Here is a 20892-nt window from a genome sequence, read left to right as displayed (position 1 = left end):
GTCTCCGTTGGATGGCCCGGCGGTCCCTGCCGCCCGGGCCAGGGTGAAGGGGTCAGCCCAGCGCCTCGGCCTCGCGCAGGAGCGCGGCCACGGCCGGGGGGCGGTCGATGCTGGTGGAGGTGGCCTCCTCCGAGAAGCTCTCGTCGGCGCCGTAGATGTCGCGGGCCACGCCGCGGGTGAGTTGTTCGGGCGTGCCGTCGAAGACCACGCGCCCGTCGCGCATCCCCACGATCCGGTCGCAGTAGGCCCGCGCGGTGTCGAGCGTATGGAGGTTGCAGATCACGGTGCGCCCGTCCTCCTCGTGGATGCGGCGCAGCGCGTCCATGACGGTGGCCGCGTTCATGGGATCGAGCGAGGCGATGGGCTCGTCGGCGAGGATGATGCGCGGGTCCTGCATGAGGGCCCGCGCGATGGCCACGCGCTGCTGCTGGCCACCCGACAGCGCCTCCGCCCGCTTCGAGGCGTGCCCGGCGATGCCCAGCCGATCCAGGATCTGCACCGCCCGGCGGATGTCGGCCTCGGGCCAAAGGGAAAAGAGCGCGGCCAGGGTCCCGCGGCGGTTCAGCGTGCCGTGCAGCACGTTGGACACGACGTCGAGACGCGGCACCAGGTTGAACTGCTGGAAGATCATGGCGCACTGCGCCTGCCAGGCCCGGCGCTCGGCCCCGCGCAGCGCGGTCACGTCGCGGCTCTCGAAGAGGATGCGGCCCCCGGTCGGCTGGGTCAGGCGGTTGATCATGCGCAGGAGGGTCGACTTCCCGGCCCCCGAACGCCCGATGACGCCGACCATGGCGGGACGCTCCAGGGCCAGCGAGACCCGGTCGACCGCGCGATTCGCCCCGAACTGACGCGTCAGATCCTCGATCACCAGCATGGCGGCTCCGTCCCCGGATGTCTGGAAAGGGGGATAGGCGCTCTCGATGACAGCCCTGTTTCCGTTGCATGGAGGTTCGGTGACATCTCGGCCTCCCGTCAGATGGCCCGGCCGCTCCTTGGGGGGCAGGACGGCGGCAAGGATCTGACGGGCGGTCCTGCCGGACCCGGTCCGTCACCGTCCTGTTACGCGGCCGGGCCAAGCAGTCGTCAGACTTCGCTCCAGGAGAACCTTGTGATCCCGAGACTGACCTGCCTCACCTCCGCGGCCGCCCTGCTGGCCGGCGCGGCCGTCGCCCAGACCTCCTTCGACCGCGTCGCGAGCTTCGCCACCCCGCTCAACCGCGCCGAGGGCGAGGACCGCGCTGCCGAAAGCTCGGCCGAGATCATCGCCGCCACCGACGACGGCCTGACGCTCGTCTATACCGACAGCCCCCTGGGCGCGCTGGGCCGCATCGACATCACGGACCCGGCCGCGCCGAAGCCGCTCGGCAACGTGGCGCTCGAAGGCGAGCCCACCTCGGTCTCGGTGCTGGGGACCACGGCCTTCGTGGCGCTCAACACCTCGGAGAGCTTCACCGAGCCCTCGGGCGCGCTTCTCGCGCTGGACATCGCCTCGGGGGAGGAGCGTGGCCGCTGCGACCTGGGCGGCCAGCCCGACAGCGTGGCGCTCGCGCCCGACGGCAGCTTCCTTGCGGTCGCGGTCGAGAACGAGCGCGACGAAGAGGTGAACGACGGCGCGCTGCCGCAGATGCCGGCGGGCCATGTCGCGATCCTGACCCTCGCCGGGGGCCTGCCCGACTGCGCGGGCCTGGTCCGCGCCGAGCTGACCGGCTTGGCCGAGGTCGCCCCCGAGGACCCCGAGCCCGAGTTCGTGGACATCAACGCGTCGGGCGAGATCGCGGTCACGCTCCAGGAGAACAACCATGTCGTCCTCCTGTCGCGGGACGGGCAGGTAATCGCGGACTTTTCGGCCGGCGCCGTGGACCTCGAAGGCGTGGACCTGACCGAGGACGGGCGGCTGTCCTTTACCGAGTCGCAGCCCCAGCGCCTGCGCGAGCCCGATGCGGTCCAGTGGATCGACGACGACCACCTCGCCATGGCCAACGAGGGCGACTGGAACGGCGGCGCGCGCGGCTTCACCGTCGTTGACCGCGAGGGCCGCGTCGTCCACGAAAGCGGCGCGAGCTTTGAGCGGGCCGTGGCGGCCCTGGGCCACTACCCCGAGGGCCGGTCCGACTCCAAGGGCGTGGAGCCCGAGGGATTGGCCTTCGCCACCTTCGACGGCACGCCGCTCCTATTCCTGCTGGCCGAGCGCGCCTCGGTCGTGGGCGTCTACGACATGACTGACCCGGCCGCGCCCGTCCTGCTGCAACTCCTGCCCTCGGGCGTCTCTCCCGAGGGGGCGGTCGCGATCCCCTCGCGCGGATTGCTGGCGACGGCGAACGAGGCGGACCTGGGTGGCGACGGCCTCGCCCGCGCCCATGTCATGATCTACCAGCGGCACGAGGGCGCGCCGGCCTATCCGACCCTGACCTCGGAAGGCACGGCCGAGCTCTTGGGCTGGGGGGCGCTCTCGGGCCTGGCTGCCGACCCGGCACGGGCCGGCACGCTCCACGCCGTGAGCGACAGCGCCTACGGAGCCGAGCCCCGCCTCTTCACCATCGACACGACGCAGCACCCGGCCCGGATCACCGGAGCGGTGACGGTGACGCGGGACGGCGCGCCGGCCGAGAAGCTGGATCTCGAAGGCATCGCCGCCGATGGGCAGGGTGGCTTCTGGCTGGTTTCCGAAGGCCACGCGGACGAGGGGGTGCCCCAGGCGCTCCTGCGCGTGGACGCCGAGGGCGTCATCGCCGAGGAGATCGCCTTCCCCGAGGGGCTGCTGGCCGAGGGCCGCTTCGGCTCGGAGGGCGTGGCCGTGGTGGATGGCACCGTCTGGGTTGCCATGCAGCGCCCCGCCGAAGGCGACCCGGCGGACCGGACGAAGCTCGTGGCCTATGACCCGGCGGCCCAAAGCTGGGGCGCGGTGCTCTATCCGCTGTCCGCCCCTGCGGGCGAGGGCTGGGTGGGCCTGGGCGACATGGCGGCCCAAGGCGACTGGCTCTACCTCGTGGAGCGTGACAACCAAGCAGGCGCGGCGGCCGCGACCAAGCTCGTGACCCGCGTGCCCGTGGCGGACCTGCGTCCCGCACCGCTCGGCGGCGAACTCCCGGTCGTCCCGCGCGAGGTGGTCCGTGACCTGCTGCCCGACCTGCGCGCCACGGGCGGCGTCGTGCTGGAGAAGGTCGAGGGATTGGCCATCCAGCCGGACGGCACCGCTTGGCTCGTCACCGACAACGACGCCACCGACGACAGCTCGGGCGAGACGATGCTCTGGAGCATCGGCGCACTGGACTGAACGGGTCCTCGCGCTCCGGGGCCCGGCCGGCCGGGCCCCCTCCGCTTCATGCGGCCCGATCCGGCTCGCCCCGACCAGGTAAGCCCCGACGAACCGGGCGCATGCAGGAGACGGGAGGCCAGCCCGGGAATTCCACGGTCAAGCTGCGGGCCAGGTCGACGAAGGCGTAGCTGGATGGGTGAGATCAACCGGGTCCACTCAGGGACCTGCCTTGCGGAGGCAAGAGCCTTCGGCGCCCCGGCCGATCAGTAGGTGATCGTGACCACGACCGAGTCCGCGTAGGTGCCGATCTGTCCGGACTGGCCTGCCTCGATCTGGCCGAAGACCGAGTAGAGCTGCTGGAGCCCCGTCCCGGTCGCGGCCATCTCGTCGGCACCGGCCCAACCCCAGGGGGAGCTTCGACCCGAGTCCTTGTAGAGCCCGTAGGTCAGGGCGGAGGCTCCGTTCCTCATCTGCCGCTCGCGCGGATTCGTGACCGAAGGGCCAAGCCCCTGCCCAAGAGCGATCCGGTAGGGCACCGCGTTCGTGCAGGTGACGGAAAGGCTCGCCTGAGCGTTGATCGGGCTCGTGATGGCTCCCGGGATGCTGCCGAACGCCATGGCTCCAACGCTGACGGTGCAGCTCGGCACGACGTTGGCCCTGACCGTAAGGGTGCCGTCGACCGGCCCCGCGAGGGAACAGGACGCCCCCTCCCCGTAGGTGAACACGAAATCCGCGGAGGTGAAGGTGGAGATGTAGTCACCACCGCCGACGCCCGCCCCCTGCGCGACAATCTCGGCGAACATCGGGAGGCGCAGGTTGGCCTTGCCGCTCCCGTTGAGCGAGATCGGGATCTGCTCGTTGCCCCAGGCCGGGCCGCTCGCAGTGCGGCTGATCTGATAGGAAAGCGCAGCGTTGTCGAGCCGCCGCATGTAGCGCGGCGTGTTGCCTCCGCCGGCCCCGCCGCTGCCCGCCCCGAGATTGAGACAAAGCATGACCGAGCCCTTGGGCGGCCCGTTGCGGCACTCGATCCGGAGGGTCTGGGACGTCCGGTGGACGACCCCGTCGCGCACGGAAACGTCGCCGAAATCGAACGGATCGATCAGGAGGTGACAGGTGAACGTGCTTTGCGCCCGGGCCTTGCCCGGTCCCAGCATCAACCCGGCCAGGGCGATCACAAAGATGCCCAGGACACGCATCATCGGCATACCACATCCTCCAGAACGACTACGTCCCCGGGGTCGCCGCGATAGTCGAACTCGGCCATGCAGGTGCCCGTGGCCGTCCGGACCTCCAGGGTGTTGCGGGAGCGGAGTCCCTCCAACCAGACCTCGCCGTCGTAGCCCACGACGAACTCGCCGCGGCCGGCGAGACGGGCGACCGCTCCGACCGGAATGACTTGGCCTTGCGGGTCCTTCAGCACCACGAGCGCAGAGGGCGCCAGCGCGGACCCGAAGTCGACGACGGTGCCGGACCGGTAAGCCGGCGCAACGGTCGCCGCCGTGGCATCGGGCGCCGCCCCGAGAGGCAGGTCGTTCGGATCGATCGAGATCCGGTTGTCGTAGTAGGACAGGAGCCCCGGAACGAGCGCGTGGCCGAAGGGATCGGTGACCGCAACCGGCTGGTTGTTGAGCTCCACCTCGATGCCGGGAACGCCGACGTCGACCACGGCGAAGCCATCATCGACCCTCTGACCGGCCAGGATGGCGCCCCCGCCGGCGACGAGCGATCCCTCCAGGCTGCCGATGGCGGAGGTTTCGCCCGAGGTGTCGCGGTGGACGGTGATCTGGCCGACGCCGAAACCCGTCCGAAGGCTGGCATCGGCCTGCCCCGAAAGCTCCCCTTCCCGGTTGGAGGACAGGACCAGGCCGTAGCCGCGGCTCCCCACGTCCGAATCGAGCATCCGGCGGAAGCCCGAGGCCAAGCCATAGCCGCCGTCCGGATCGCGGCTGATCTCCGACGAGGTCGTGGTCCGATGACCGAGCGGCATCGAGAAGCCCACGGAAAGCCCGGCCTGATCCGTCTCAAGATCGCGGAACGCGCTCATCCGGAGAGAGGAGTCCCGCCAGCGCAGGGATCGCGCATAGGAGGCGGCGACGATGGTGCTGTGACGTTCGTGGTCCTCCAGGTTCACGACGCTCAGCCCGATGCTGCTGTCGTCGAACCCCATCGGGAGGGTGAGTGACAGCGCATCCTGCGCCAGAGCCGGGCGGAGGCTCACCTCGTCGAAGAGCCCTGTGCCGTCGATCTGTCCAAGGCCCGCGACATAGGCCATGTCGAGGTAGTTCTCGGAGACGCGGGTCGTGGAGAACTGGACGTCAAGGCCGGCGACCTCGGTGCGCATGTCGAGGTGCAGGAGCTTCCCCGTGATGTCCCCATAGCGGCTGCGGCCGAACGCGAGACCGACCTCGGCCGCATTGAGGAGGACCGTCGAGGCTCCGGCGCTGTAGGCCAGGAGGTCCTCGGTCCGTTCGACATGGCCCTGCATCGTGAGCCGGTCGGTCAGGCCGACGCGCACCGTCCCTGATGCCATCGTCTCGGGGCCGTAGCTCGGCTCGTCCCCTCCGAGGTCCTGGGTGGCGCGCCCCGCCTCCAGCGAGACGTCGAACTGCCCCGCCTTGAGGAGATTGCGCGTCGCGAAGAACGGCACGGCGGTCTGGCGCTCGTTGCCCGCGTCATCCCGCAGGATCACGACCGCTTCGCCGCTCGAATTGATGAGCGGAACGTCGGTGAGCCGGAAGGGGCCAGCGTCGACCGTGCCGGACCAAGCCCGCACGCTGTCGACATAGACCTCGATGGCGGTGGGCTGGGCGACGGTCCCGGAATAGGACAGGAGAGGGCTCGTGACGATGTCCCCCCGCAGGGAGAAATCGCGCCTGATCTGGACGCCCGCCATCCGGATCGAGCGGGACCAGGGCAGGCCAGAGGAGGACAGGTCGCCGACCGTGAAGATCAGCATCTGTCGTGGATCGGCGTGGATGAGGGCGGTTTCCTGGCGACGAAAGCCGGGGCCGCCATCGGGGTCGACCGAACTGTACCAGCCACGGGTCGTGAGAAGGCCGAAGGGAGAGTAAAGCCGTCCCTCGAGGCTGCCGGCGGCTCCCGTGTCCGGATCCTTGAGGTCGACGGAGAGGTGATAGTTCAGGACGGCCCCGAAGCTCCGCTGGGGCTCGACCGGAGGCGGACGTCCTTGGCCGCTGACGTCCTGGACCCGCAGCATTGGGGCGGGCGCGGTGATCGACACCGACTGGGCCGCCTCGTCGTAGGCATAGGCAAGACCCGGAATCTGGTCGAGCGTCACTATGCGCCCGCTGCCGAAAGGCGGCTGGATCCCGACATCGAGAAGCTCGCTGCGCGGCGCGCGCAGGCGACCGGTCCCTGGATTCCGGCTGAACTCCGCCACGAGGCCCGTGTTGCGCCCGTTGACGTAGACCAGCAGATAGAGGGTTGCTTCCGTCCCGCCCTCGCCGGGAACGACCGGGAGGGCCGTGTCGAACTGCGCGAGGTCCCCGATCGAGTAGGTCTGGGCGGTCACGGGAGCGGACAAGGCGATCAGTGCGCTGGACAGGACCGCAAGCCGCCAAGCCGTCGCGATCGGCCGGCCCGGTGTGGCGGCGCCGATGGGTGACCCATGTGCCTCCGTTGCGTCCTTCAATGCACCCCCGAAGCCATCCTGTCGCGGGTCAGCCGAAGCACAGGGGCAGGGAATGGCGGATGGTGAGCTGGACGGCCACGCCGTCCTCCTGCGCGCCTGGAAGCTGGTCGATGAGGACGCGGTAGCACTCGCGGTCGCGGACCGGCGCATTCGACCGGCGAACCAGCCGGACCGTCATTTCCTGGTTCGGCGCGAGCCGCATGGCCGGAGGACTCGCCACCACGTCGCGGGTGGGCGCATAGGCGTCCTGGCCGCCCTCGCGCGTCCAGCGCACGATCCGGATCTGCCCTTGGATGACCTCTCGGCCCGCTGCCCGCAGCGTGACGAAGGCCGTCTGCCCGGTCGCCGGCAACAGCAGCTCGGTGGGCGAGATGGACAGCGCGCCCGCCTCGGCCGCCCGGGGCGGCACGGCCCCGAGCGAAGCACCGGCAATCACTGCGGCAAGCAGATAACCCCGTAGTCTCATTCCAGCTCTCCTGAAGCCCGTGTCGCGTCAATCTGCGGGCTTTCGGGCCCGCTGCGGGGGCAGACATGATCAGTGCGACACAAATTCTTCGCTTCGGATAAGGCCGTAGTAAGCTGGCCTTAACGACTCGCCGTCCTAATCGGGTTGCGGCCATCGGCCGGTCGCCGGGTGCCTTTGCGCGTCACGATCGGCCGCGAAGGTGTCGACAAAGTCGACGGATGCTCCCGGCCTGCAAGAACTCCCACCATCGCTTCCATCCTTCTGGGACGACAGCATGACGGACCGGTTAACTGCGGACTGCGCGCGCCATCTCTTGCTTCCCCTCGCCTTCGCAGCCGGGCTTTCAATCACAGGTTGCGCGCCATCCGGTGGCCTCATGCCTTCGGGCGCCGCGCCATGCTTTTCCTATGCCCCGGACATGGCCTCCCTCGCGTATCATCGGTGCATGACGAGGCACATGCAGCGACTGACCCGTCCCGTTCCGGAGTTCGCGCAGCATTCGGCTGCCAGCAAGATCCCATCCTCGGGGGCGGCGAGGTCACATAGTGCCCTCATCGCTGTCGGCGCCTTCGTCAGCCGATGATGGCCTCCCCTTTGGTCCCTCTGACTCGCCGCCACTTCATGCAGATCCGGCCTCTCAAGCCGCCACCGACCACCTCCATCGCCATCTTCGCATCTGTCCTGACAGCAGGTTCGAGAGGTGTAACCCCCAAGAGGGTACCGCCGGACTGCAGACCACCGGGGAATCCTGCCATCGTAAGCCGTTGCGCGGGACTTGGGGGATGCCGCTCAGGACTCGCCGGCCTCCCACGCGAGCTATGCCCCGAGACTTCGGGGAGTGCGGCCAAAGCGGCTCGGTCGGCACGCCCATCAACCAGGGCTGAACGCTCATGCCACCCTCCAGAGCCGGGCAGCACGACCCGGTCAAGTTGCGGAGCAGCAAAGCTGTTGCAGATACGGATCGCCGATCCAGGCCCTACCAGCCGCGCTCCTCTGCCTTGAGGCGGCGCGCCACCGCCTGCGCACGGGCCTGGGCGGCAAGGGTGTCGGTCGCGCTGCGGCGGCCGAAGGCGGTCGTCAGTTCGTCACGCGCCATCTCTATTCGTGCAAGAAGTCGGGCCAGTTCGGCTCCAAGAGCCGATGTCCTTCGGTCGATCCACCCCTCCCAGCGCAAATCCACGCCGGATCGCAAGGTGACATCGGTTGCCCGGGCCTCGGTCAGACGGGCCCGACGTGCCGCGTCCAGCGCGGCGATCTGCCGACGCAGTTCGGTCTCGTCACGGCGAAGGGCCGCCAGACGCGCCTCGGCGGCGTCGCAGGCCAAGCCCGCCAGCCTCACCAAGGGCGCGAGTTCGCGTGTCGTCATCCCGGACCCTTCCTGGCGCGATCTCGAAGCCCTTCGGCGAACCGGATGGCGGCGGCCACAGCGCGCCATTCGGGGCGGCGGACCTGCTCCCCGACTTCGACGCTGGCGTGGATGGCCCGGGCCGTGGGTGGGTCGCGGTGGATCGGCACGCCGGCGGCCATGGCCCGCTCGCGAATGCGAGCCGCGATCTCGTCCACGCCTTTGGCCACGCAGACGGGTGCCCCCCCGGAGGCCCGGTCCCAGCGGAGGGCGACCGCATAATGGGTAGGATTCACGATCACGACAGAAGCCGAGGGCACGTCGTTTAACATCCGGTTCATGGCGATGCTGATACCTTTCTGCCGGCGCTCTTGCTTGAGGTGGGGATCGCCTTCGGCCTCCTTCATCTCGTCCGTCATCTCCTTCCGGCTCATGCGATGGCGACGCAGGAAAGCCAGCCGCTGCCAGAGGAGATCCGCCGCTCCGAGCACCAGAGCCACGGCCACCACCTTGCCCAGGAGGACGACGGTGAGACCGAGCAGGACCTCAATGACCTGCGGTGCCGGCTGCCCCGACGCCCCGACCAGGTCGGGCGTGGCCTGCGCCAGGGTCCAGCCCAGCGCCGCCGCATAAAGAGCAATCTTGAACAGGCCCTTGCCAAACTCCACGAGGCCGTGATGGCCGAATTTCTGCCGCGCTTGCGCCAGGGGCGAAACGCGGGACAGTTGCGGCGCGAGCTTCTGTGGAGCGACCACGAGCGCTCCCTGCGCCACGAGGCACAGAAGCGCCGCCCCAGCCGGAAGAGCGAACCAGACCCAGATCGCCCCGCCGGTGAGGGCGAACAGATCGGCCCAGAGCGGCTGCGGGCTGCCCACGAAAACCTGCTCCGCAAGGGACGGCGCTTGGGCCAGAAGGGTCGCCAGCCCGGCTCCGAGCGCCAGCAAGGAAGACGCTCCGAAGACCGAGGCTGACAGCAGCAGGCCGGCATAGGCGGCGGCAGTGACGAGGTCGGCCGATTGCGGGACCTCGCCGCGCTTGCGCGCGTCCTCCAGACGGCGCTGGGTCGGCTCAAAGCTCTTTTCGCTCTCGTCCTCGGCGTCCTGGCTCATGGCGCCCCATGGAATGGATCGGCTAAGAAGGTCTGCAAGGCCGCGACCCAGGCTGTCAGCATGACGGGCGCGGCCAAGGCAAACAGGGCGAGACCTCCTGCCGTCATCGCCGGCGCACCGATGAAGGTGACCATGAGCTGCGGCATCGCCCGGTTGATGACGCCCAAGGTCAGGTTGTAGAGGAGCGCCGCCGCGACGAAGGGGGCCGAAAGCGAGAAGGCCAGCGCGAAGGCGCGCCCAACCTCGGCCACGCCTGCCTCGAGCAAAAGCGCTGGATCCAGGATCGTTCCCGGCGGGACCAGCTGGTAGCTTTGCAGGATGTAGGCGGCCGCTTGGGCAGGAAGCCCCAGCAGCCCCGCCAAGGCCAGCCCACCCACGACCAGCACATGGGTCATTGCCGGCGAAGGCTCCGCCCCCGGTCCCCCGCCGAAGAGCTGTGACAGCGAAGTGGCCTGCGCAGCCATCGCCCCGGCCGTCTGCAGCGCCAGCACGAAGAGCCTGAGCCCGAAGCCAAAGACGAGTCCCGTCGCGACCTCGCCCACCACAAGCAGCAAGGTCGGCGCCGACGTGCCGGGATGCGGCAGTGTCCCCGCCACGGCCGGCAGCGCAACCAAGGTGAAGGCGAGCCCGAGTCCGAGCCGTACCCGCGCAGGGATGGCCATCTCTCCGAACAGAGGCAGGAGCGCCAGCATGGAGCCGACGCGCAGGAACACGACAAAACCCTGCCAGAGGCCCTCGTGCGCGAGGTTCAAGAGCGGCATCAAGCTTTCGGTCAGTTCGGGGTTCATGCCACCCCCGCCCATCGACCGCGCCGGTTTGACGGGATACGCACTTCCGTCATGCCGGCACCAGACCGACCAGGGCCGGGCGCGCGTCGATCCCGATCTCCTCGAAGGAAAGCACGGGATTGGCGATCCCCTTGGCCGCCAGCACCGTCCGCAAGAAACGCCGCCGCCGCATGGAGGTGACGAGAGCCGGATAGGTGCCCTGCTCGGCTGCCTGGGCCACCTTCTCGGCGATGGCGCCCGCGAGCCGATTGAACTCATCGGGCGGGAGCGCCACGTCCGCGGGGCCGCGCTCCGAACCGATCTGGTAGGTGGCGAAGATCTCTTCCCATTCCGGGGCGAGCTGGACGAGCGGGATCGTTCCGTCGGCCCGCCGAATCTCAGCGACGAGCTGAAATCCCAGGCGCTGTCGCACATGCTCGGCGATGGCCTCTGCGGTGGGAAAGACAGGCCGTGCCTCGGCGATGGCCTCCAAGATGAGGGGCAGGTTGCGGATCGAGACCCGCTCTTCAAGAAGGAGCCGGAGCACCGACAGCAGCAGGTCCACAGGCACGCGCTCGGGGATGAGTTCGTCGAGCATCCGGCGGTTCGCCTCTGCGCGGGCGGAGTCGGACAAGGCGACCATCTCGTCGAGAAGGCGGCGCAGTGCCCGCAGCGTCATCAAACGCGCGAAATTGCGCTTGATGACCTCCAGCAGATGGGTGGCCAGCATCTCGGCGGGCCAGACGGTGGTCAGGCCCGCCAGCGCCGCCGTCTCCTGCTCCGTCGTGGCGATCCAGCGGGCGGGCGCCCCGTACACGGGCTCGCGCACGTCCTCTCCCGCCAGCCCGCTCGGGTCCCCGCCCGAGAGAAGCGCCAGAACGCGCCCCGGGTGCAGCCGGTCGCGGGCCTGCTCCACACCTTGCACCTTGATTCGATAGGACCCCGTCGGCAGCATGGCGTTGTCGGTGAGCCGGATTTCCGGAAGGACGAGGCCAAAGGCCGTGGCGACGTGGGTCCTCATGTTGCCGATGCGCACGTCGAGCCCGGTCGCGGGATCCAGCACCATGTCCACGAGATCCGGCGCGAACTCCACATGGATATCGTCCAGGTCGAGCAGGTCGCCCATGGAGGCCTTGCGCAAGGGCGCGGCCGGCTCCGTGACCGGCGAGGCGACCTGTCCCGACGGGCGCCGGGTCAGCCGCCAGGCCGTGTAGCCCAGGCCTGCCGCCCCCAGCATGAAGGGCAGGAACGGCATGCCCGGCACGACGGCGAACATCGCCATGAGCAGGGCCACCGTGGCGATGGCGGCCGGATAGCGGCTCAGCTGCTCCAGGATCGCCGTGTCGGTGGTCTGGTTGGATCCGCCGCGCGCCAGGAGCAAAGCCGTGCCGACCGCAATGATGACGGCCGGGATCTGGCTGACCAGGCCGTCGCCCACGGTCAGGATGGCATAGGTCTCGAAAGCCTTGCTGGCGGGCATGTCGTGGACGAACACGCCCATTGCGAGGCCCACGAGAAGGTTCAGCGCCGTGATGAGGAGCCCCGCCACCGCGTCGCCCTTGACAAACTTGGACGCGCCATCGAGCGAGCCGAAGAAGGTGGTTTCCTGGCTCTCGCGCTCGCGCCGCGCCCTGGCTTCGGCATGGGTGATGGCACCGGCGGCCACGTCCGCATCGATGGCGAGTTGCTTACCGGGCATGGCGTCGAGCGCGAAGCGCGCGCCCACCTCGGCCATCCGGGCGGCACCCTTGTTGATGACGACGAAGTTGACGATCAGCAGCACGAGGAAGACCACGATGCCCAGGAGCACCTGCCCGCCCATCACGAACATGGCAAAGCCCTCGATCACATGGCCCGCCGCATCGGTCCCGGTGTGGCCCTGTCCGATGATGAGCTTGGTCGACGAGACGTTGAGCGAGAGCCTCAGCATCAGCGAGGCGAGCAGGATCGAAGGAAAGGCCGAGAAGTCGAGCGGCCGCTCGATGAACAGGGTGACGGTGAAGATCAGGATGGCCAGCGCAAAGGAGATCGCGAGACCGATGTCCAGGATCCAGGCCGGGACAGGCAGCACCATCATGACGATCACCGCCATGAGCGCGAGCGCGAGCAGGACGCGTGGCTGGAACAGGCTGGCGACGGAAAGGGGGGGCATGGCTCAGCCGTCTCCCAAGGGCACGAGCGAGCCGAGGCGTGGCGCCGCGCGCGTGGGCTGAAGGAGAGGGAAGGTGTTCACGCGCGGCTCGCTGGGGGAAGGCGCACCCTGCGCGAGCCGATCGCCCGACAAGGCGAGAGGACCGGACAGCCGCCCCTCGTCCGCGCCGGCCGCGATGGCCGTGGCAAGGTTCTCGTCGAACTTCGTGCGATAGCGTGCCGCGTGCTCGGGCGTGCGGGAATGGAAGGCCCCGGCGGCCTCGGACCAGTTCCGGCCCTCCTCGGCCAGGCTGCTGAGGAAGCTCGCCGCATAGGTCGCGTTGGCCAGGGGATCGAACATCTGGTCGATGGACACAAAGTTCCGGTGATGCCACTGCCAGTTGATCTGGAAGCAGCCGACATCGAAGCTTTCGGCGCCGCCCGCGTGACGCGCCTCGGCGAACGCCAGCGCCTCGTTGCGGGTGGCGAACCAGTGTCCTTCACCTTCCATGTTGACGGTCCAGGGCCAAGGTCGTCCCGCGCCGCCCCCCGTCTCGGTCAGGGAGATGGCGAGCAGCACGGATAAGGGCACGCCGGACAATCGGCTCGCATCCTGCGCGGCAAGTAGGCACAGATCCGAATCGTCGGCCCAGGACGGGCTGGCTAGGAGGCCGATCATCATGGCCAATATGAGGGCTCCGCTGCATCGGCCCCGAACGGGCCGAGCGTCAGGTCGCAGGTGACTCCGGCGCTCCAAGGAGCGCCGCGTCCCGTCGCCGCAACGCCCAACAGGTTGCGACGCGCATCGCTCGTCCGCCGACCGGAGCCGGATCGTCACGGCCCTGAACATCGATCGGTGGGGCAGGTGTCGGGCGGGCGCTTCGAGACGCGCTCCTGTCATGGTCGGCTGCCTTCTGCTGCACGGAACAGAGCTTAACCCGCTCCAGGTTGTAGAAACCTTAAGGCTTACTCCATCGGGGACTGCTCCAGCAGCGCCCGCGCCCGCGCCCGAACCTCACCCGCCGTGGCCAGAAGCGCCCGACGCTCTGCAAGGGTCAGGGCATCCGGCATGACCGACTGGACTGCCTCGCCAACCTGTTCCGACACTTCGGGAGGGTCGGCCGCGCGTTCCGCTGCTGGCATTGTCACGGGCGGCTCCAAGGTGTCGGCGGGCACCCTGGCCGAGGGCAGGCGCGCCTCCGCGTCACCAAGATTCGACCCGGGCGGCTCTGCGGCAGGCGCCTCGACCTGCGGGCGAAGCGATATGACGGCGTCTGATAACGAGGAAACTGCCTGCCGGGGCGTCGCATCGCCGTCAGGCGCGGCGACTCCGCTTTCCTGCCGAGCTTCCGTAGCCTCATCGGCTGCCTGGGTTGTCGGACGTGCGCTCGACACGGGCCCTTCCCTTGCAACCGAGGTCCCGCTCGACAGACGGCGGGCCTCATCCGGAAAGCCCAGGTCAGCCAAGCGCTCGACCACAGGACGGGCGGCCTGGGCCGGCAGGATCCGCAGCGGCTCGCCAAGGGCCAGTTCCAAGAATTCGGCATCCGGCAGGTCCCGGGTCAACACAGCCGCCACCTCGGCGAGGGCCAGGTCAAGATCCTCGTCAGGGTCCTCCATACGTTGTGCAATCAGGAGCGACAGCGCCTGCTCGAACCGGCCGCTTGCGGAGAGCGCACGGGCTTCGGCCACCAGCAGCTTTCGGCCTGTGGCCCCGCCATGCTCGAAGCGGAGCGCGCGGGCCAGTTCCAGGGTCTCCTCGGGAACCGGGCGCCCCTGATCCAGAGAAAGGTCCAAGAGGTCGACCATCGCCTCAGGCGTCATGCGGGGATCGGTCGCGGCGATGCGCTCCAGCTCGGCCAAGGCCGGTGCGGCGCCCTCGATCTCCTCCAGGATGGCAACCCGGGCGAGTTGCGTCGCAGGGCTCGTCCCGTCCTCGGACAGAGCGGCGATTTCTTCTGCGCCCAAGGCATCGCCCGCCTTTAGGAACAGGCCGGACAGCCGTGGCGCGAGGTGATCGCGCAGCTCGTCCGGCAAGGACCGCAGCGCCACCGTCATGGCGGTCCGTTCCCGCTGGTCGGTGCCGCGGATCGTGTCGCGAGCCAGGGCGCGCCAGAACGCGACGGCGCCGAGGCAACCGGCCTGATCGTCCAAGGCGTCGGCAGGCGCGGGTTCGCCATCCACCAAGCGAGCGAGCAGATGCAGGAGATCCCTGTCGCGGGACGAGGTCCCATCCATTTCGAGCGCGCGGATGGCCTCGCGCCCGAAGCCGAAGGCGAGATAGGTCCGGGCCAGATCCTCCACGGCTATGGGATCCAGGCGGTCCCTCCCGTCCGAGACCTGGGCCATGCGCGCCGCGAACTCGGCTCCGAAGAGGCCACTGCCGGCCCAACTGGCCAGGTCGAGCAGCGCGTCGTCCAAGCAAGGGCTGCCGGTCGCACCCAACGGCCGTTCTGAGGCCGGCGCATCCACGGCGCTGCGCAGGGTCACGCCGGGTCGTGGCTCCGCCCCGGCGAGGCTGGGCGGCGTTCCTTCGAGGCGTCCCGAGTCGCTGGCTCCTGTGGGGACTGGATCGCGTCCTTGGACCGGGTGATCCGACGAGGATGGCTCCTCGGCAGCCGGACTCTGTCGGCCGGGCCGGATATCCAGGAGGTTCTGGGTCGCTGCCTGCGCGAAGCCTTCGAGAATGGCGCGACGCATCTGCTCCAAGTGCGCTGCGTCCCCGGTCGGCGCTGCGTCCGGGGATGAAGCCGCCTGCCGGGGAGTCGCCAAGGGCAAGTCGGCCAGGGGACCAAGCAGAGGACCCGTCGGCCCTTGCGGGAGAAGGGGCAGCAACCCGGACATGAGCCGGCCCGCGCCGGGCCGGCCCGGCGCGAGGCCACCTGGGGGCGGGGCGCCGTCGATGACGTCGATCACAAGGCCCACGCGTCCGAAGACGTAGGCTTGCGCATGGCAGTCGCAGTCCACGTCCAGACCGAGCCGCCCATCCTCCCCGGCCCGAAGCGACCGGATGCGGTCGCGGGGAATCCGATCAAAGGCGCGGCCCAGGTCATAGCGGACTCCGGGCGGCAGGCGCAGCTCGTAGCCCCCGGGTGCTGGCGCGAAGGACCAGCTCGCCCCGTCCGGCAGCGGCAGGACGAGACGACTGAACTCCGCGTGCTCTCCGCCGCGAATGCTGATGGTCTGGGCAGCGGCCCCGCTGCTCCAGATTAGGGCGGCGGCCAGAAGGAGCGCTCTCATGCGGCCTCCTTGGCGGCCTTGAGGGCCTCTTCGAGCTCGGCGAAGCTGGGACGGCTGGGGCCGGGGGTGGCCTGCCGGCCGACCTCGATGCAGATGTTGGGCGCATGGGCATGGAGGTTCGCCACCAGCACCTGCCGGATGAGTTGGTAGAAGTGGGCGTCCTCCTCGAGGATGGTCTTGAGCTTGGCGGCGAAAGGCCCGACGAGGCCGTAGGCCAGGAACACTCCCAGGAAGGTGCCCACCAGCGCGCCGCCGATCATCTTGCCCAGCACCTCGGGCGGCTGGTCGATCGAGGCCATGGTCTTGATGACCCCCAGCACCGCCGCGACGATGCCCAACGCCGGAAGGCCATCGGCCACGGACTGGAGCGCATGGGTCGAATGCATCGCGTGATGCTGCGTCGCCTCCATGCGCGCCTCGAGGATCTCCTCGACCTGATGCGGGTCGTCGTAGTTCATGGAGCCCGCGCGCAGCGTGTCGCAGATCAGCGCTACGGCCTCCTTGTCGGCCTGGATGCGGGGATACTTGCCGAACAGGGACGACTCCTTCGGGTTCTCGATATGCTCCTCGAGCGCCACGGGGTTCGAACGGCTGATCCGGATCAGCGCAAAGAGCAGGCAGAGGAGGTCGCGGTAGTCGTCGGGCTTCCAGCGCGGCCCCTTGAAGACCTTGGCCATGTCCTTGAGCGTGTGCTTGATCGAGGCCCCGTCGTTCGCGATCACGAAGGCGCCCACGGCCGCGCCACCGATCATCATGAGCTCGAAAGGCAGTGCCTTGAGGATGATGCCGAGCTTGCCCCCGGCCAGCAGGTAGCCCCCGAAGACCATCACGAAGATGATCACGATGCCGATGATGCCGATCATGCCGAATCCCTCGTCTCCTGGTCCGATCCTGGCAGGCGGAGGTTAATATTTCCGGAACGCCGGCCTCATTCGGTGGGAGCGCGGGCGTTGCGCCCCGCGAGCACCGCGCTGATCGCGTAGGCGGCCTGCGGGTCGAGGTTGGTCATCAGCGCCGCGGCCGCCTCGGGTCGCATGAGCGCGAGGAAGCCGGCCGAGAAGCCCGGGTCCATGGCCGCGAAGAGCGCCGCCGCGTCCTGCGGCTTCATGGCCTCGTAGACGCGGGCGAGCCGGGCCACGTCCTCCTGCGCCGCCGTCTCCGCAAGGGCCAGCGTCGCCGACAGCGAAGCCTCGACCTCCTCGAGGGTGGCAATCTGCGCCGACAGCTCGGCTTCGGCCGCGGCGAGCTCCTCCATGCGAGCGTCCAGGGCGGTCTCGCGCGCGGCCAGCCGCTCCTCCCGCGCCTGAAAGGCGGCCAGGAGCTCGGCGGTGGGCTGACCCGAGGCGGCCGGCTCGCCGGCCGTGCCCGCTTCGGCCAGCACCTCGCCCACCCCGCCGCCAAGCCGGACAGCGGCCGACAGGAAGAGCATCCCGGCCACGACCGGCAGCACGCGGCGGGTCGGTCGGCGCCGGGGGCTCATGCCGCCCGCCCGAGGCTACCGCGATGCCGGATGAAGACGGGGGTGGCGGGGGCCTTGGGTTCGTCCTCGGCCGCCTCCGGCAGGTCGTGCAGGGAGGCCATGAGAAGCTCGAGCCGATGGCCCGCGGCCTCGGCCCGCTCGGAGGCCTGGGCGAGCGTGACCACCGACTCCTTGGCCGCCCCCTCGGCCCGGCGGAGAGTGCGGGACAGGTCGTCCACCTGCGCCGACAGGACCGCGACCGCCCCGCCCACGCCCTTTTCCAGGTCGGTGAATCGGCGCAGGCGGTGGGACAGCACGAGGCAGTAGGAACCCGCCCCCAGGGCGCCCGCGCCCAGGAGGATGTCGCTCAGATCGGACAGGATCTCCACGTCGCTCTCCCCGAATCAGTTGATGACGAATTCCATGACCAGGAGGTCCCGCACGCGGTCCCCGCCGGCCACGACCTGCACGCGCCGCAGCATCTGCGCCCGCAGCTTGAGAAGGGCGGCCGGGTCCTCGACCTCCTGCGGCTCGAGCGCGCGCAGGTAGCCGTTCAGCACGTCCACCACCCGGGGCGTGAGGGCGGTCACCTCGTCCAGGTGCTCGGGCGCGACCTCGAGCTGGCCGGCGAAGCGCAGGAAGCGCCGCGCGCCCTCGGCGCTGAGGTTCACCACCAGGGGCGGCAGGACCACGAAGGCGGCGGGGGCCAGCTCGGGCAGGTGCGCCTCCTCCGCAGCAGGGGCGGGCTCGTCGTGCGGCTGGCCCAGCAACCCCAGGTGCACGGCCGCGAAGCCCCCCGCCGCCCCGACCAGGGCCAGGACGAGGCCGAGGATCAGGGGCAGCCGGGACGCCTTGGGCTTGTCCGGGGCGGGCGCGTCGGATGCAGCGGTCATGCGGGTTCTCCGGTCGAAGCGATCGCCCTCACATAAACCGGGAGGAGCTAACCGAATCTTAAGGCTGCGCCGGCATTCTGCCGATGTGGGGCAGAAGCCTCGGCCGCGGGAGGATCCCTCTTGGACAACCTGATTTCGATCTGGGGCAAGCTCGACGGGCGCCGTCGCGCCGTCGTGCTGGGGGCGACGCTGGCGACCTTCGTGGCCATCGCGCTTCTGGCGCGCGGTCCCGGCCCGGGCGAGATGGCCCTGCTCTATGCCGGCCTCGATCCCGCTGCCGCCGGAGAGGTCGTCGCCGCGCTCGAATCGCGCGGCATCCCCTACGAGGTGCGCGGCGATGCGATCTGGGTGCCCGAATCGGCTCGCGACCTCGAACGGGTGACGCTGGCCGCCGAGGGCCTGCCCGCGACGTCGGCCAAGGGTTACGAACTGCTCGATTCGCTGTCGGGCTTCGGGACGACCTCGCAGATGTTCGACGCCGCCTACTGGCGGGCCAAGGAGGGGGAGCTCGCACGGACCATCCTGGCCGTGCCGACGATCCGCACGGCGCGGGTCCACATCTCGGCCGGCGCGAGCCGCCCGTTCCGTCGCGAGGAGGCGCCCACGGCGGCGGTGACCGTGACCACGGGCGCGGGGCCGCTGGGGCCCGATCAGGCCGACGCGCTGCGCCACCTCGTCGCCGCGGCGGTCCCCGGGCTCGCCCCGGACGATGTCGCCGTGATCGACGCGGAGCGCGGCCTCGTCGCCGATCGGGAGGAGGCGCCCGAGTCGCGCGCCGGGGACCTCGCGCAGCGGGCGGAGCGGCTCCTCGAGGCCAGGGTGGGCGTCGGCAACGCGGTGGTCGAGGTCTCGGTCGAAACCGTGACCGAGACCGAGCGCCTGAGCGAGCGCAGCTTCGATCCCGAAGGCCGGGTGGCGATCTCAACGGAGACCGAGGAAAGCGAGTCGTCCGGCCAGCAGGGCGGGGCGGGCGTGACGGTGGCGTCGAACCTGCCCGACGGCAAGGCGCAGGAGGGCGGCGCAAACCGCTCCTCGGAGGAGACGTCCCGCAGCGTCACCAATTTCGAGGTGTCCGAGTCCTCGCGCGAGGTCCTTCGCGCGCCCGGCGCCGTGCGGCGGCTCACCGTGGCGGTCCTCGTCAACGACATCGCGACCACGGACGCGGACGGCGTCACCACCCTGACCCCCCGGCCCGAGGAGGAACTCGCGGCGCTGAGCGAACTCGTGGCCTCGGCCGTGGGCCTCGACACGCAGCGCGGCGACGTCATCACCGTAAAGTCCATGCCGTTCGAGTCTCCGGCGGCCCTGGGCAGCGAGCCCGGGGCGCCACAGGACCGACCGATCGACATCGCGTCGCTCCTGCGTCCCGCGCTGCTCGCCCTGGTGGCGATCGTGCTCGGGCTTTTCGTGGTGCGCCCGCTCCTGCGGCCGAGGCGCGAGCCGGACCTGTTGCCGCCGGTCCCGGCATTGGCGGGCCCCGACGGTGCCATGGACGGTTTTCCGCCGATGCGGCCGGCCGGCGGGTTGCTGACTGCCGACTTCGCCGAGGCTGCCCTCCCCGGCTCCGAGGCCGCCGACCCGGCCGCGCGGCTGCGGCGGCTGATCGAGGAACGGCAGGAGGAAACCGCCCAGATCCTGCAGGCGTGGCTCGACGACCGCGGCGTCCCGGCCCAGGCGAGCGCACCGCGCGGAGGCGCCTGACATGGGGCTTGTGCTCGAATCCTTCGATTCGTCGGGTCTGGCTCAGGATGCGCCGCCCGGCCCGTCCGCCGACTGGCTGGCTGGAGGGCTTCGCCGCGGGACAGGCCGAGGGCCTCGCGGCCGGACGGGCCGAGGCCGACACCCGGTCGGACCGGCTGTCGGCCGATCTTGCCGGCAAACTGCAGGATATGACCTTCAACTACGCCGAAGCGCGTGGCCAGGTCCTCGCGTCGCTGCGGCCGCTGTTCGAGCTGCTGATCGACCGTCTCCTGCCGGCCATCGCGGCCCAGGCCGTGGCGCCCTGGCTGGTGCAGGCCCTGCTCGACGCGGCGCGCGCCGACAGCGCGACTCCTTTGGTCATTCACCTGCACCCCGAACGCCTCGGGGCCGTGCGGGCCTGCCTGCCACCGGGGCTGCCCGCGCAACTGCGGCCCGATCCCGCGCTGGGGCTCCAGGCCGCGCGGCTCACCTCACGCGAGGGCGAGTCGGACCTGGACCTCGACGCCTGCCTTCTCGCCCTGCGCGAGGCGCTGTCCACCCTTCTCGATGCCACCTCCGGAAAGGTCCGTCATGGATGAACCGTCCTCCCCCCTCGCGCCCCTCGGGGCTGACCACCCGTTGCGCGCCCTGCCCATCGAAGTGACGATCTCGGTGGGGCGGGCTCGCCCGCTCGTACGCGACCTGCTGAAGATGGGACCGGGAGCCGTGATGCCGCTCGACCGGCGCATCGACGATCCGGTGGAACTCTACATCGGAGAGCGCCTCATCGCCCGTGGTGAGCTGCAGGAACTGCCGGGAGGCGACGGCGGCCAGCTCGCGGTGCGGCTGACCGAGGTCGCGCGTCCACAGGGCGACCTAACATGATCCGGACCAA

The 20892-nt window shown here is 70.0% G+C and carries 18 protein-coding genes; 4 read left to right on the top strand and 14 right to left on the bottom strand.

All coding sequences use genetic code 11. The features are described from left to right. Positions 1-52: 52 nt before the first annotated feature. Positions 53-874 (bottom strand): phosphonate ABC transporter ATP-binding protein, encoded by an 822-nt coding sequence (gene phnC, locus FHG71_RS12055; RefSeq protein ID WP_139081936.1) that lies wholly within the window; start codon positions 872-874, stop codon positions 53-55. A gap of 234 nt (positions 875-1108) precedes the next feature. Here phnC and FHG71_RS12050 point away from each other — a divergent pair, with 234 nt between their 5' ends. Further along, positions 1109-3274, top strand: coding sequence for an esterase-like activity of phytase family protein (locus tag FHG71_RS12050; RefSeq protein WP_176559401.1), 2166 nt, complete (start codon positions 1109-1111; stop codon positions 3272-3274). Between the two features lie 245 nt (positions 3275-3519). Here the strand turns inward: FHG71_RS12050 and FHG71_RS12045 are convergent, their stop codons facing one another. The 13 genes from FHG71_RS12045 to FHG71_RS11985 all read right to left on the bottom strand — a co-directional run bounded on the left by FHG71_RS12045 (position 3520) and on the right by FHG71_RS11985 (position 18317). Continuing rightward, positions 3520-4461: a Csu type fimbrial protein gene (locus FHG71_RS12045; RefSeq protein ID WP_139081934.1), complete on the bottom strand. Its 942-nt coding sequence runs from the start codon at positions 4459-4461 to the stop codon at positions 3520-3522. Further along, the gene (locus tag FHG71_RS12040; protein ID WP_139081933.1) at positions 4452-6908 is read right to left on the bottom strand and encodes a fimbria/pilus outer membrane usher protein; all 2457 of its coding nucleotides are present in this window, start codon (positions 6906-6908) and stop codon (positions 4452-4454) included. The genes FHG71_RS12045 and FHG71_RS12040 overlap by 10 nt, the downstream gene beginning before the upstream one ends. Positions 6909-6936: 28 nt before the next feature. Further along, positions 6937-7374, bottom strand: coding sequence for a fimbrial biogenesis chaperone (locus FHG71_RS12035; protein ID WP_139081932.1), 438 nt, complete (start codon positions 7372-7374; stop codon positions 6937-6939). A 976-nt stretch (positions 7375-8350) separates the two neighbouring features. After that, positions 8351-8740, bottom strand: a complete 390-nt coding sequence (locus tag FHG71_RS12030; protein WP_139081931.1) for a hypothetical protein — start codon at positions 8738-8740, stop codon at positions 8351-8353. Next, the gene (locus tag FHG71_RS12025) at positions 8737-9828 is read right to left on the bottom strand and encodes an EscU/YscU/HrcU family type III secretion system export apparatus switch protein (RefSeq protein WP_139081930.1); all 1092 of its coding nucleotides are present in this window, start codon (positions 9826-9828) and stop codon (positions 8737-8739) included. Before FHG71_RS12025 ends, FHG71_RS12030 begins: the two co-directional genes overlap by 4 nt. Then, positions 9825-10616, bottom strand: coding sequence for a flagellar biosynthetic protein FliR (locus tag FHG71_RS12020; RefSeq protein ID WP_139081929.1), 792 nt, complete (start codon positions 10614-10616; stop codon positions 9825-9827). Before FHG71_RS12020 ends, FHG71_RS12025 begins: the two co-directional genes overlap by 4 nt. Positions 10617-10665: 49 nt before the next feature. Next, the gene (flhA, locus tag FHG71_RS12015) at positions 10666-12747 is read right to left on the bottom strand and encodes a flagellar biosynthesis protein FlhA (protein WP_139081928.1); all 2082 of its coding nucleotides are present in this window, start codon (positions 12745-12747) and stop codon (positions 10666-10668) included. 3 nt (positions 12748-12750) lie between these two features. Beyond that, entirely contained in the window at positions 12751-13407 is a 657-nt protein-coding gene (locus FHG71_RS12010; protein ID WP_139081927.1) for a lysozyme family protein, read from the bottom strand. 284 nt (positions 13408-13691) lie between these two features. Then, on the bottom strand, positions 13692-15965 hold the full coding sequence (locus tag FHG71_RS12005; protein WP_139081926.1) for a hypothetical protein: 2274 nt from the start codon (positions 15963-15965) through the stop codon (positions 13692-13694). After that, positions 15962-16828 carry a flagellar motor stator protein MotA gene (motA, locus tag FHG71_RS12000; RefSeq protein ID WP_139081925.1) on the bottom strand — a complete coding sequence of 289 codons (867 nt, stop codon included), beginning with the start codon at positions 16826-16828 and terminating at the stop codon, positions 15962-15964. Before motA ends, FHG71_RS12005 begins: the two co-directional genes overlap by 4 nt. 65 nt (positions 16829-16893) lie before the next feature. After that, the gene (locus tag FHG71_RS11995; protein WP_139081924.1) at positions 16894-17445 is read right to left on the bottom strand and encodes a MotE family protein; all 552 of its coding nucleotides are present in this window, start codon (positions 17443-17445) and stop codon (positions 16894-16896) included. Then, the gene (locus FHG71_RS11990; protein ID WP_139081976.1) at positions 17442-17804 is read right to left on the bottom strand and encodes a hypothetical protein; all 363 of its coding nucleotides are present in this window, start codon (positions 17802-17804) and stop codon (positions 17442-17444) included. Before FHG71_RS11990 ends, FHG71_RS11995 begins: the two co-directional genes overlap by 4 nt. Positions 17805-17828: 24 nt before the next feature. Further along, a complete protein-coding gene (locus FHG71_RS11985) occupies positions 17829-18317 on the bottom strand; it encodes a flagellar basal body-associated FliL family protein (protein WP_139081923.1) in 489 nt (162 codons plus the stop codon). Positions 18318-18437: 120 nt separating this feature from the next. Here FHG71_RS11985 and fliF point away from each other — a divergent pair, with 120 nt between their 5' ends. From fliF to FHG71_RS11970, 3 genes are read left to right on the top strand one after another with little or no spacing between them, the layout of a single operon-like run. After that, complete coding sequence (gene fliF, locus FHG71_RS11980) at positions 18438-20018, top strand: flagellar basal-body MS-ring/collar protein FliF (RefSeq protein WP_139081922.1); 1581 nt, start codon at positions 18438-18440, stop codon at positions 20016-20018. 47 nt (positions 20019-20065) lie between these two features. Continuing rightward, complete coding sequence (locus FHG71_RS11975) at positions 20066-20596, top strand: FliH/SctL family protein (protein WP_139081921.1); 531 nt, start codon at positions 20066-20068, stop codon at positions 20594-20596. After that, positions 20589-20882 carry a FliM/FliN family flagellar motor switch protein gene (locus tag FHG71_RS11970; protein ID WP_139081920.1) on the top strand — a complete coding sequence of 98 codons (294 nt, stop codon included), beginning with the start codon at positions 20589-20591 and terminating at the stop codon, positions 20880-20882. The genes FHG71_RS11975 and FHG71_RS11970 overlap by 8 nt, the downstream gene beginning before the upstream one ends. Positions 20883-20892 lie beyond the last annotated feature (10 nt).

Origin of the sequence: Rubellimicrobium roseum (assembly GCF_006152145.1) — a bacterium.
Classification (GTDB): Bacteria; Pseudomonadota; Alphaproteobacteria; order Rhodobacterales; family Rhodobacteraceae; genus Rubellimicrobium; species Rubellimicrobium roseum.
The sequence above is the reverse complement of the archived record's forward strand: the minus strand, read 5'-3'. Positions and strand labels throughout refer to the sequence as shown.